The organism is Nostoc sp., assembly GCF_036917575.1.
Lineage (GTDB): Bacteria > Cyanobacteriota > Cyanobacteriia > Cyanobacteriales > Nostocaceae > Nostoc.
On record NZ_JBALDC010000015.1, the window covers coordinates 1 to 12,403 of the forward strand.

A 12,403-nucleotide genomic window follows, 5' to 3' on the forward strand; every position below is an offset into this window, starting at 1 on the left:
TGCTAAATGAAGGAGGTCTTGTTATTAAATGGGAGCGTAAGATTAAAAACAAAGGTAATGCTGTTTATTAAATTTAGCTGCGTAGCAGCTTATTACCCCATAGTTCAAACTAAGGGATTCAAACAAGGACATATTTTTCTCTCAACATAAATGTCTTGAAAAAAATATTTTTATTTTTTCATAAATAAATTTAGTGCAAAGTCGAGCTACGATGTGCGACTTTTTTTATTCTTGTGGGATGGACATCTTGTCCGTCCTTTCTGGTATGGCAAGATGCCTACCCCACAATGGAATCAAGGTTTAACAAAATTAAATTGCACACGGCGTTACTTTTTACTCAGCACTCGTTACTCTCAGCCGAACCACTGTTTTGGTGAATGAGTAGCGATGCCTACGACAACTTGGTTTAGCGATCGCTACCCAACAACTGGTATATTCCAGCACTTTGGAAGCTCCCAGCGACATATCGTTTCTACCAATATTTCTTTGTCGCTGCTAAATTAAAAACATTTACTTGCTTGTATGCTTTAGTCCAAGATTGAGTTTAAATCAACTTCCAACTGATGTTTGAGCAATTCTTGATAAGTCGTTTCCCGAATTATCATCTGCTTATAGAGCATAAGCAAAAACTCTTGAGCTTGTTCACGAGACATCTGCTGCACTTGGTCAGCAAAAGTTCTAAGGCTAAATTCTTGCTCTAAAGATAATGTAATGGGTTGATTCATTGCAGTATCAATCGCCCAAATAGGCGAAAACTAAAGGGTCAATATTGGCAATCTTGAGAAGAAGCGTTCATACTTAGCTGTCGTTAGCAGTAATACACTTATCAAGCAACCTACTGGGTATTCCCTTACTTAGCGGTGTTAAACCTAAATATGAACTTCTGCTAACTAGTATAACAAAATATTTACAAAACTGAGATAATGACATATTGATGCCTTAGTACATCCTGTGTCACTGATATCCCAAATATCCGAGTAATCATTTGTCATGAATCCTTACACTATCCTTAATCAAACCGGACTTCAGCGTGTTAGTGATGGCATGACCCGACCTTTACTAGAAAATTGTCAGACTGCTTCATATAGCCTTATTTTAGTCTGGCCACAACTTGGGGATTTTGATAGTCTTGAATATGCGTGGTGGTTACAGCGCGAAGCTAAAAAATTGTCAAATGAAAAAATTGCTATTCGTGCAGTCGGAATTGGTAATCGCGCCTCTGGAATAAGATTCTGTGAATACACAGGATTTCCACCGGAAAATTTATTTGTTGAGCCTAATGGAGAACTACATCATCAACTCAAACTTCATTCAGGTCTGAATCTGACTCTGGCTGGACTTTCCCCTACTCAGAAAGCTTGGCTAAATCTAATATTAATGTGTGCAGGGTTTGGAAGTCCTGGAACACTAAGAGAAGTTTTTCGGGGATACAGGGGAGATCGTCAAGCCCCTCAACTCATTGAAGATGATGAAATTATTCAAGGTACTCCTTTACCTGCTTTTCAAGGCTCGTTTTTTCAATTAGCTGGCGGAAGTGGGTTTCAACGTCCCTTTGAATTAGCTACTCTCCGGCTACGGAACATGGTGGAAGTTCTCAGCAATTGGCATACTTATGTACCTAATTCTGCTTACTTAACTCAGCGTGGTGGAACTTTTCTGTTTGACACCAAAGGCCAGTTACTTTATGAACATCGAGATCCAGGAATTCTGGGCTTTGCTGCTAATATGAGTCAGCCCCTATCATTTTTATCCTTGATCGAAACGGATAGCTTTACCTCAACTCACTAAATGACGCTTGAATTTCATTTGTGTGAAATGGTCTTCCAGTAGGAAAATAGATGAAGCAGTGATGACCATCAAGCTATATGTTTGAAATTATGGTGTTAAATGATTTCTTGTTAAAAAAGCCTGCTTCGGTATCTCATCAATATTCCGAGCACATCAATCTACTTTTGTAAATCCAAAATCTGCTCTCAAGGAAGGTCTAATGGGTATAAAAGTCATAATAATTCGTAATTGATAATGACGCTTGCGGACTCGCTAACGTAATTCGTAGTTGTAATCACTGCTTGCTCTGTACTTTTTTAATTACGAATTACGAATATAGCAAGTAAGGATAAAATTTCATTTATTATGCAAACTTCTGGAATTCTTACTGGTTTAAATATCTTAGTAGTTGAGGATGATGATGATACTCGCTTTTTTCTTACTACTGTCTTGGAAATGGATGGAGCGACAGTTATAGCAGTGATATCAGCAGCAGATGCACACAATGTCTTGTCCGAATTGCAACCGGATGTTTTAATTAGTGATATTGGGTTGCCTGGGGAGGATGGCTACACTTTCATCTCCAAATTCCGTGCGCTTAAACCAAATAATTGCGGACGAGTCCCAGCTATTGCTTTAACAGCATTTGCTGATAGTGAGGCTCGTATCCGTGCTTTGAAAGCTGGCTTTGACACTCATGTATCTAAACCAATCGCTCCAGAAGAACTAGTTGAGATAGTGGCTAATTTGGTTGCTTCTTGTAATTGGTAATTATTCTTATCGGTCTTGATAGTCTTCAGAAGACTTTGGATCTAACTCCCAGCGATCGCCATCACGATCCTCTAAAATATCGTTGGTATGCAGAAACTCAGAATCAGCCATTTCTAGCCCTACTGCTGCTTCTAAGTCCTCAGTTACATTTTGATCGGGAGTGGAAGTACTACCACCAACAGCTTCATCCCCAACTGCATCTGCATCTTGCCAATATGCATCGACATCTCCACCAGTAAGTTTCGGACTAGTTTCTGTATATTCGTCTCTTTCGTCTTGTATAGAGCGTCCGCCAATATTGTATCCTGGCAAGTCTTTCACACCTGTTCCATAGGATTCGGTAATTTCTTGTGGCAAATCATTACTTTTATTTTTGTCATTACGATTTTTTTCTGTCATAATACTAAACCTTTTCTGCATTCTTACAATAACGTTTTCTTGTCAGCAATTTGTATAACTAGAGGTGTATAGCTGATAAAATAATCTATCCCTTGAGAACGACGCTAAACTAGCGATCGCACCATAAGATTGTAGCTATGAATTCATGGTCAAGGAACTTGTAGTTGAAGTTATGAGTTAGAAGTTATCCAACCGAGATTATTCATTAGTGACTTCTAACTCATAACTATTTTTTGCTAGACAAAAATAGTTTAGCTCAAAATAAAATCTTAAGTTTAGCATTTATTCTTCATAATTTTAATTACCTAAATGCTAAAGAATAAAACACTCAAAAATTGTCTCAGTAAAAGTCTGGCTATTTAACTGTCTTCATTCGATAAATATTTTTGTAACTAGTTAAAAACTAGAGAATTCAAAACGTAACACCATTTATGACTGAACAGAACAATCACCCAGGTAATAAAAAAGTTGCTATCCTTATTGAACAAGCAGTAGAGGATGCAGAATTTACAGTTCCATATAATGGATTCAAACAAGCAGGAATGGAGGTTGTAGTCCTTGGTTCCCGAATGAATGAAAAATATAAAGGTAAACTTGGCAAAGTTAATATAGAAGCTGATGGTACGACAACGGAAGCGATCGCAGCTGAATTTGATGCAGTAGTGATTCCCGGTGGTATGGCTCCCGACGCAATGCGACGCAACCCCAACACAGTACGTTTTGTACAAGAGGCTATCCAACAAGGAAAATTAGTCGCCGCCGTTTGTCACGGGCCACAAGTTTTGATTGAAGGCGACTTGCTTAAAGGCAAACAAACCACTGGATTTAGTGCTATTGCTAAGGATATAACTAACGCTGGCGCAAATTATTTAGATGAGCCATTGGTAGTTGACGGGAATTTAATTACATCTCGCGAACCTGGAGACTTGGCAATTTTTACCACAGCTATTTTGAGCCGTTTAGGTTATGGTGGCAAAGATGCTGCATTGCCAAATGAACAAGACACAACTGCTGAATGGTGGAAACTAGCTGATGCTTGGGGTGGTTCAACTAAGGGTGATATTAGCAAAGGTTTGAATACTGCTCTTACTGGTGAACGTTATTCACTTGAAGCATTTGAGAAGTACTTTGAAAAAGTATCAGATAGCGAAGTTAAATCAGTTTTTCAACAAATCATTGCTAATAAACAACGCCACATCGAAAAACTGGAAACCTATCTTCAGCATTTGGGTGAGAAACCCTCTTTAGCGTCAAATCTTGCCAATCAGTATGCCAAGGTAAAAACTGCCTTGACAGGAAGTGATGACATATATCAGTTACGTTCTGCTTTGGGGGATGTGCAAACGGGTATTGGTGACCTTGGTAATTTGTCTGCGATGCTCACCGACCCAGTAGCAACTGCTATTTTCAAAGGAATTTACCAGGATTTATCTAAATCCGAACAGCAATTAGTAGAGTTGTATCGGGCGCGGATAACCACTCAGGTTCAGCCTCCTAAGCCGACTACAGGAGCAGCTATATAAATGTAATCAATCGCAGAGGTGCATACTCCAACGACGGAGAAGCAATTTATGCGTAGCTTATTGTGAGTATTTGCGTCTTGGTTATTTTACAAGATATCTGGTGAAAAAGAATGTGTAGAGATGTGACAGTGTTACGTCTCTACAAGAATTCTGGATAACGCATATTTAATTTGTGGAGTTATCTGGAGTTATCTACTGTATGTAATGGAGAAATAAAAAAGTGACTTCGACATCAGGCGATAAATCTACTACCAGTCAAGGTGAAGCTAGTGAAGTTGAGCGTTGGGCATCTCTCATCGGTGGCGGTGCTATGGTATTGATGGGTTTAAAACAAGGTTCTTTGCGGGGAGTGCTAACAGCCGTGGCTGGTGGTGGTTTGATTTATCAAGGTGCGACTAAACAAAGCACAATCCAGCAAGCACAGGAAGCAATAGGAATGAACCAACCCATCAAAATTGAAAAGACGGTAACAATTAATAAATCGGCAGAAGAATTGTATCGTTTTTGGCACAACTTTGAGAATTTGCCCACATTTATGAAGCATCTAAAATCTGTAAAGGTGTACAACGAAAAACGTTCTCATTGGATAGCCAATGCACCCTTGGGTAATAGTGTGGAATGGGATGCCGAAGTTCTCGAAGACCGGGAAAATGAATTTATTTCTTGGGCTTCTGTAGAAGGTGCAGATGTTGATAATTCTGGTTTTGTCCGCTTCAAAAAAGCACTAGGCGATCGCGGTACAGAAGTAAAGATTGTTTTGGAGTATAACCCACCAGGTGGAGCATTGGGAGCTACCATAGCCAAACTTTTTGGTGAAGAACCAGAACAGCAAGTTGGTGATGAATTGCATCGCTTCAAGATGCTAATGGAAACAGGCGAAATTGCGACCACAGAAGGTCAAACAAGTGGACGCAAGTAGTTTCCATAATTAACCCTGAAAAAGGGATTAATAGCGATCGCTTTTCTAAATGCCTGAAAATGGCTAAAAAGTTTACCAAAGCAGAAGTGAATGAGTTAGTGCTGGCCAAGCTTGAAATTAGATGACTGGTGTCCCTAGTCTGATGCTAGTATTAATACTATTGGTATAAAAGGCCTTCGCCTTTTTCAACAAAAAAAGGATAACTCCATCAAAGTTATTCTTAAACCTGAATGCTGAATAGTCATTCAGTATTTTGAATTGTACACCTAACATCATGCAATTGAGGTTTTTTATGAATCGAGTAATTTCATGGCTGCGAAATATTCGTATTTCCCAAATACTTGTAGTTTTCCTCGTAGGATTTATGTTCTTACTAGGCCAGGCTTTTAGCTACACTAACATAGCACTAGCTGATGTTACTACTCCAGAGGGTACTTATTACCAAGGAGTGCCAAATCAGCAAAGTGAAATTAGAAACGATACCCAAACAGAAAATACTCCAAACTCTCAAAATCCCATAAAAAGTGCTGTTGATAATATCCGCGAAAAGTTAAACTTGGATGAAAAACCTCCTGAAGCAACAAAAGAGTTTCTTAAGTCTGCAACAAATAAAGTTGAAGAAACAGTTGCTCCAGTGACTGGAGAGAAAGAAGGTTATTACCATAATTCTTCTAAATAACTGAGAAATAGAATCTGAGGTTTTAACAACTTTTGAGTCTCAGTTTTTGACTAAATAAATTGTCGAAAAAGCTTTAAAAAGTTACTAAGACGCGATAATTATCGCGTCTTAAAATCAGAATAAATAGAGTATTTCTATTGATATTAACGAGCTATAAATTATAACTTTTGTTTTCATTTCTCAATAAACTTAGGTTTTGTAACATAAATATTATTAGTAGGATAGGTTCCAAGTTAAAACTATCAAAGAGGCAAAAAATATGTCTGATACAACTGTTAATAAAGTGGACTCTAGTAATTCTCCTAAAGGTCAACTTGGTCAAAAATATCTTGCATCTGGCAAAAGTGTTTCCATGCGTCTGTGGGAAAATGAACAACCGCAGGAATCTAAAGAACCAACAGCACGGGAATATGAAACTGTTGGTTATGTAATCAGTGGTCGTGCAGAATTACATATTGAAGGGCAAATGATTTTATTAGAGCCTGGAAGTTCTTGGGTAGTACCAAAAGGAGCCAGTCACACCTATAAAATTCTAGAATCATTTACTGCTGTTGAAGCAACTAGTCCACCCGCTCAAGTTCACGGGCGAGATGAAAACTGATTTTTAGTTATCTAATATTTGGCGATCGCTAAAAACTTATAGCTGCTTTCAATGGCATAGAATATAAAGTGTTCGTGGGGGAACAACATTCTTGTTCTCCTTTTTATTGGATTTCGGAGCTTACCAATCATTGCAATAAATTTTGTTGCAGACTTACTTAGCGGTAGCAAGTTTACATACTGTTACAGAGAAGCAAACTACGCGTCTTGTTTGCATTTGCGTGACGTTATTGCAACCTCTCATATAGAAGTTATGACCACAAAACAAAGTCTATTTAGTGTGGCATTTTATTGGTTATTCATCTGCCACTCAAACTTTAACTCATAGCTTTTTTCTGTTTTGATAATTTCTAAATAATACTTATGACATAAATCTTCTGATAGAGAAAGATAAGAAGATGGAATTGTATTCTATTAAATAATGTCATTGAAATCAAAATGCTGATAAAAAAATCTAATTTTTTATCAGATGTTTAAGCATAGAGAATTACTCAATATTAATACTCAACAAAAACAGAATGGAGTCAACAAATGAGGTTTGTCCTAAGACGTCGCAAGTTGGGTCAATTGATGGTCGTCAGCGCAGTAGCGGCTACGATCGCTAATTTTGTAGAGAAAAGTGTAGCAAAAACTCAAGTAAAAAAAACTACTCCAGTATCGGCAACTTCCACACCTGAAACTGTGAAAGTGACGCTGCAAGTGAACGGAACAGCACATAGTTTGCAGATTGATTCACGTGTTACCTTACTTGATGCACTTCGGGAATATATCGGGCTAATTGGTACTAAAAAAGGTTGCGATCATGGACAGTGCGGTGCTTGCACGGTGCTAGTTGATGGGCAACGGATTAACTCGTGCTTGACATTTGCGGTTATGCACACCGACGCAAAAATCACAACCATTGAAGGGTTGGAGCAAGGAAACAATCTGCACCCAATGCAAGCCGCGTTTGTTGCCCACGATGCGTTTCAGTGCGGCTACTGTACGCCAGGACAGATTTGTTCGGCGGTGGGTTTGGTGAACGAAGGACACGCTAAGTCAGATGCCGACATTCGGGAACTGATGAGTGGGAATATCTGCCGTTGTGGCGCTTATCCAAATATCGTGGCTGCTGTCCGCGATGTATTAGGGGAGAAAAAAGATGCGGCCGTTTAACTATAAAAAAGCAGGACAAGCGGAAAATGCTGTGGGGTTGGTAGCTCCAGATGCTCAAGCTTCGTACCTCGCTGGTGGTACTAGCTTGATCGATCTGATGAAGCTGAATGTCCAAACTCCAACAGAATTGGTTGACATTAACCCATTAGCGCTGACCAAGATAGAAATGCAGGGTAACGGCGTGCGGATTGGCGCAATGGCACGCAATAGTGACGTTGCTTATAATGCGATGATTCAGGAGCGTTACCCTGTGTTATCGGAAGCGTTGCTGTCTGGGGCATCGCCACAATTGCGAAATATGGCAAGTGTGGGCGGCAATTTACTGCAACGTACTCGCTGTTACTACTTCCGCGATACTTCAATGCCCTGTAACAAGCGCGTTCCCGGTTCGGGTTGTCCGGCAATCGAGGGTTACAATCGCATCCATGCGATTCTCGGCGGTAGCGATCGCTGTATTGCCACTCATCCCTCTGATATGGCTGTGGCAATGATCGCACTCGATGCCGTTGTGCAAACGCGCGGGCCGAGAGGAGAGCGCAGTATTCCGCTCGTCGATTTTCATCTCGTACCAGGTGATACACCAGAAACAGAGACAGTTTTGCAACACGGAGAGTTAATCGTTGCCGTTGATTTGCCTGCCTCAAACCTTGCTAGGCGATCGCATTATTTAAAAGTCCGCGATCGCGCCTCCTATGCCTTTGCGATGGCATCGGTTGCGGCGGCATTAGATGTTCAAAATGGCATCATTCGTGCCGCCCGCATTGCCTTGGGTGGCGTAGGAACTAAGCCTTGGCGTGCCTTTGAAGCTGAAAAAGCTTTGTTGAATAAGCCCGCAAACCAGGCAACATTTCAAGCAGCAGCGTCCGCAGCGATCGCTGGAGCTAAACCTCAAAAATACAACGGGTTTAAGGTCGAACTCGCTAAACGCACAATTATTAAAGCGTTGACAACGGTGGGAGGAATGGCATGAATACAGGGGATACAAATACAGTTCTCGGCAAACCGCTTAACCGAGTCGATGGACATTTGAAGGTGACAGGTGGGGCACGCTATGCCGCAGAGTTTCCGGTTGCCAAAATGACTTATGGTGTGACAATTCAAAGCACGATCGCCAAAGGGAAGATTGCCAAAATCGATACAAAGGCGGCAGAGCAAGTACCGGGTGTATTGGCAGTAATTACCCACCTGAACGCGCCCAAGGCTTCTGGAGAAAAAGGTGGCGGTCGCAAGTTGCAAGTGCTACAAGATAACGTTATTTTGTATAGCGGTCAGCACATTGGTGTCGTCGTTGCCGATACCTTTGAACGAGCGATGTATGCTGCCTCGCTGGTGCAAGTTCGCTATGACGAAGAGAAACCAACCATCAATATGCGGGACAACCTCGCTAAGGCATACTTGCCTAAAGGTAAAATCCCCAAAGAAGAGCCGCCCGATTTAGAGCACGGCAATATCAAGCAGGGACTAGCGGCTGCTGCCGTCCGCGTCGAGCAAACCTATACTACACCGATTGAAAATCACAATCCGATGGAGCCTCATGCCACAACAGCAGTTTGGCAGGGCGATCAACTGCTGCTATATGATGCAACTCAAGGAATCTTTCAGGCTCAACAAAAAGTGGCAGGGGTATTAGGAATTGAGCCAGAGAAAGTCCGGGTAATGTCTTACTTTGTTGGCGGTGGCTTTGGTTGCAAAGGGTCGGCTTGGTCGCATGTGCCAATAGCTGCGATGGCAGCACGGCAAGTTAATCGCCCAGTAAAATTAGTTCTGGGACGGATACAGATGTATGGGCCTGTCGGCTTCCGACCAGAGACAATTCAACAGGTTGCTCTAGGTGCAACCCGCGATGGCAAATTGACAGCTCTGCGACACACTGGCACTTCCCAGACTTCAACTTTCGATGAATTTATCGAACCAGTTGGTAAAAGCGCCCGGATGCTTTACGCTTGCCCAAATATCGAAACTAGCCACCATCTGGTGCAGCTCGATGAGGGTACACCAACTTTCATGCGTGCCCCTGGAGAAGCTTCTGGGTCGTTTGCCTTAGAATCGGCAATGGACGAACTAGCTTATGCGCTGAATATCGATCCGGTAGAACTGCGTCTGCGTAACCATGCTGATGTCGATCCCAGTAAAGGACTGCCTTGGTCGAGCAAGTCACTCATCCAGTGCTATAGATTAGGAGCAGAAAAGTTTGGCTGGCAAAAGCGCAATCCTAAACCCCGTTCGATGCGAGACGGCAATTATTTGATTGGTTGGGGTATGGCAACAGCAACTTATCCTACCAACCGTTCTCCAGCATCGGCGATCGCTCGAATTATGGCAGACGGTACAGCCGTTGTGCAGAGCGGTTCCCAAGATATTGGCACGGGGACTTATACTGTCATGACTCAAGTCGCAGCTGAGGCACTCGGTCTACCAGTTGACAAAGTTCGCTTTGAACTAGGCGATACGACTATGCCAAAAACTCCCGTTTCCGGTGGTTCACAAACAGCTGCCAGTGTCAGTTCCTCTGTGCATTTAGCCGGAAATCAAGCTCGCAGTCAGCTTTTGCAACTAGCACTTGCCGATCAAAAATCGCCGCTTTATAGTTCAAACGCTGAGGATGTGATTGCCGAAAATGGCAGCTTTTTCTTAAAAAATAAATCCTCTGCAACCGAAACATATCAGGCAATCTTGGCACGGCATGGAATGAAAATGATCGAAGCGCGTGGTGATGCCAAACTCGGAGAGGAACAAAATAAGTTCTCAATGCACTCTTTTGGAGCGCAGTTTGCTGAAGTGCGCGTTGAACCTGATTTGGGTGAAGTGCGAATATCGCGCTGGGTGGGAACTTTTGGCGTGGGACGAATACTCAATGCGAAAACAGCCAATAGTCAATTAATTGGTGGGATTATCTATGGTATCGGTATGGCACTAATGGAACATACGGTAACAGACCCCAATCTCGGACGCGTTGTCAACCATGATTTAGCTGAGTATCACGTGCCAGTGAATGCAGACGTTCCTGATATTCAGGTGTTGTTTGTCGATGAACGCGATCCACATATCAACCCGCTTGGTGTCAAGGGAATTGGCGAAATTGGGATTACCGGCACGGCGGCGGCGATCGCTAACGCTGTCTATCATGCCACAGGTAAGCGCGTCCGTGATTTGCCAATTACATTAGACAAGCTGCTGTAGATATTGCGATTGCCGAAACGATGAAACCTCAATCATCCGATTGGCGATCGCTACATTACCATTACGATCAAGAAGTTCATACGTTTTTTTTGCCAATCAGTAGAAGTCTCAGGGCTGATGACGATTAAAGTCAAATTTGGTACTGTTAGCTCGGAATCACTGTAGTTACGTCTGTGACCGAGATGAGTAGTCGATCAGCCCGCTCCTACGCTTTCTTGTCGATTGCAGCGGCAATCGTCACTATTACTCTAAAATTTGGCGCTTACCTGCTAACCGGATCGGTAGGTTTGCTTTCAGATGCTATTGAATCAATTGTAAATCTCGTGGCAGCATTGGTGGCTCTATGGGCATTGACCTATGCTGATAAACCCGCCGATGCCGAACACGCCTTTGGGCATTCTAAAGCCGAATACTTCTCCAGTGGTGCAGAAGGCGCATTGATTGTAGTCGCAGCCATTAGCATTGCTGTTGAAGCTTGGGGACGCTTGTTGCATCCAGAACCGTTAACACAGCTGGGATTGGGGTTAGCACTCTCTTTATTTGCAACCGCTATCAACGGCGTTGTTGCCTTTATCTTGCTACGGGCAGGGCGACGGTTGCGTTCCATTACACTGAAGGCTGATGCTCACCACCTGTTTACCGATGTGGTGACTTCGGGTGGTGTGGTAGTTGGAATCTTCCTCGTTAAGATAACAGGCGTTCTCGTACTCGATTCAATTGTCGCACTGATAGTAGCAGCAAATATTACTTGGACAGGATTTCGTTTGCTGCGGGAAACCGGTAGCGCGTTACTGGATGCAGCTTTACCTAAAAAAGAAATTGACGCAATCAAAAGCATTCTTAACGAGTACAAACATCAGGACATCCAGTTCCATGCCTTGCGAACCCGCACTGCTGGAACCCGCCGCTTTGTTTCCTTTCATGTTCTTGTGCCCGGATCTTGGACAGTGCAACAAGGACATGATTTATGCGAGGCAATTGAGCTTGCTATTCTTCGGGTGCTGCCTTCAACCCACGTTACAACTCACCTAGAACCGGTAGAAGATCCAGTTTCTTGGGAAGATTTGGAGTTGGAGCGTCCGAGCAATCAGCAAATGCAAGATATAACATAAGAGATTAATCGCTGCTATTGAGCTTTCAGGAATTGTGCGATCGCCGAAACGATGAAAGCTCAATCATCCGATTAGCGATCGCACTCATTTTTCGGTCTACTGAAGGTGACTTAAAAGGGCGATTGACTACTTTAAAGTTTTTGTAAAGCCAGTAAAGAAGACAATAAAAAGCTTAGTGAATCTATTATGATACTAGTGATTTTTAAGGATGCTGTGGTGAGAGTAAATTAGTAGGAAAACCATAAATATCTAGTTATCTCTACAATATCAATCTGGTTTTCTTAAGCGATCGCTCAGT

The 12,403-nt window shown here is 42.3% G+C and carries 14 protein-coding genes; 12 read left to right on the forward strand and 2 right to left on the reverse strand.

Annotation, left to right across the window (positions count from 1 at the left end):
* Positions 1-213: 213 nt before the first annotated feature.
* Positions 214-381 carry a hypothetical protein gene (locus V7K79_RS03130; protein ID WP_335044620.1) on the forward strand — a complete coding sequence of 56 codons (168 nt, stop codon included), beginning with the start codon at positions 214-216 and terminating at the stop codon, positions 379-381.
* Between the two features lie 146 nt (positions 382-527).
* On the opposite strand, the gene V7K79_RS03135 is transcribed toward V7K79_RS03130, so the two are convergent.
* Positions 528-725, reverse strand: a complete 198-nt coding sequence (locus tag V7K79_RS03135; RefSeq protein WP_335044622.1) for an NblA/ycf18 family protein — start codon at positions 723-725, stop codon at positions 528-530.
* A 265-nt stretch (positions 726-990) separates the two neighbouring features.
* Between V7K79_RS03135 and V7K79_RS03140 the strand changes: the two genes are divergently transcribed.
* Both V7K79_RS03140 and V7K79_RS03145 read left to right on the forward strand, forming a co-directional pair.
* Positions 991-1,788 carry a peroxiredoxin-like family protein gene (locus V7K79_RS03140; protein WP_335044624.1) on the forward strand — a complete coding sequence of 266 codons (798 nt, stop codon included), beginning with the start codon at positions 991-993 and terminating at the stop codon, positions 1,786-1,788.
* A gap of 345 nt (positions 1,789-2,133) precedes the next feature.
* The gene (locus tag V7K79_RS03145; RefSeq protein WP_335044626.1) at positions 2,134-2,538 is read left to right on the forward strand and encodes a response regulator; all 405 of its coding nucleotides are present in this window, start codon (positions 2,134-2,136) and stop codon (positions 2,536-2,538) included.
* A 6-nt stretch (positions 2,539-2,544) separates the two neighbouring features.
* On the opposite strand, the gene V7K79_RS03150 is transcribed toward V7K79_RS03145, so the two are convergent.
* A complete protein-coding gene (locus V7K79_RS03150) occupies positions 2,545-2,937 on the reverse strand; it encodes a DUF6335 family protein (protein WP_335044628.1) in 393 nt (130 codons plus the stop codon).
* Between the two features lie 431 nt (positions 2,938-3,368).
* Between V7K79_RS03150 and V7K79_RS03155 the strand changes: the two genes are divergently transcribed.
* The 9 genes from V7K79_RS03155 to V7K79_RS03195 all read left to right on the forward strand — a co-directional run bounded on the left by V7K79_RS03155 (position 3,369) and on the right by V7K79_RS03195 (position 12,251).
* Positions 3,369-4,460, forward strand: coding sequence for a DJ-1/PfpI/YhbO family deglycase/protease (locus tag V7K79_RS03155; RefSeq protein WP_335044630.1), 1,092 nt, complete (start codon positions 3,369-3,371; stop codon positions 4,458-4,460).
* 220 nt (positions 4,461-4,680) lie between these two features.
* Positions 4,681-5,379 (forward strand): SRPBCC family protein, encoded by a 699-nt coding sequence (locus tag V7K79_RS03160; protein ID WP_335044631.1) that lies wholly within the window; start codon positions 4,681-4,683, stop codon positions 5,377-5,379.
* A gap of 292 nt (positions 5,380-5,671) precedes the next feature.
* The gene (locus V7K79_RS03165; RefSeq protein WP_335044633.1) at positions 5,672-6,058 is read left to right on the forward strand and encodes a hypothetical protein; all 387 of its coding nucleotides are present in this window, start codon (positions 5,672-5,674) and stop codon (positions 6,056-6,058) included.
* Between the two features lie 259 nt (positions 6,059-6,317).
* Entirely contained in the window at positions 6,318-6,659 is a 342-nt protein-coding gene (locus V7K79_RS03170; protein ID WP_335044635.1) for a cupin domain-containing protein, read from the forward strand.
* Between the two features lie 530 nt (positions 6,660-7,189).
* Positions 7,190-7,813 carry a 2Fe-2S iron-sulfur cluster-binding protein gene (locus tag V7K79_RS03175; RefSeq protein WP_335044637.1) on the forward strand — a complete coding sequence of 208 codons (624 nt, stop codon included), beginning with the start codon at positions 7,190-7,192 and terminating at the stop codon, positions 7,811-7,813.
* Positions 7,800-8,783 (forward strand): FAD binding domain-containing protein, encoded by a 984-nt coding sequence (locus V7K79_RS03180; RefSeq protein WP_335044639.1) that lies wholly within the window; start codon positions 7,800-7,802, stop codon positions 8,781-8,783. Before V7K79_RS03175 ends, V7K79_RS03180 begins: the two co-directional genes overlap by 14 nt.
* Positions 8,780-10,993: a xanthine dehydrogenase family protein molybdopterin-binding subunit gene (locus V7K79_RS03185; protein ID WP_335044641.1), complete on the forward strand. Its 2,214-nt coding sequence runs from the start codon at positions 8,780-8,782 to the stop codon at positions 10,991-10,993. Before V7K79_RS03180 ends, V7K79_RS03185 begins: the two co-directional genes overlap by 4 nt.
* Positions 10,994-11,175: 182 nt before the next feature.
* Positions 11,176-12,105 (forward strand): cation diffusion facilitator family transporter, encoded by a 930-nt coding sequence (locus tag V7K79_RS03190; protein ID WP_335044643.1) that lies wholly within the window; start codon positions 11,176-11,178, stop codon positions 12,103-12,105.
* 17 nt (positions 12,106-12,122) lie between these two features.
* A complete protein-coding gene (locus tag V7K79_RS03195) occupies positions 12,123-12,251 on the forward strand; it encodes a hypothetical protein (RefSeq protein ID WP_335044644.1) in 129 nt (42 codons plus the stop codon).
* Positions 12,252-12,403 lie beyond the last annotated feature (152 nt).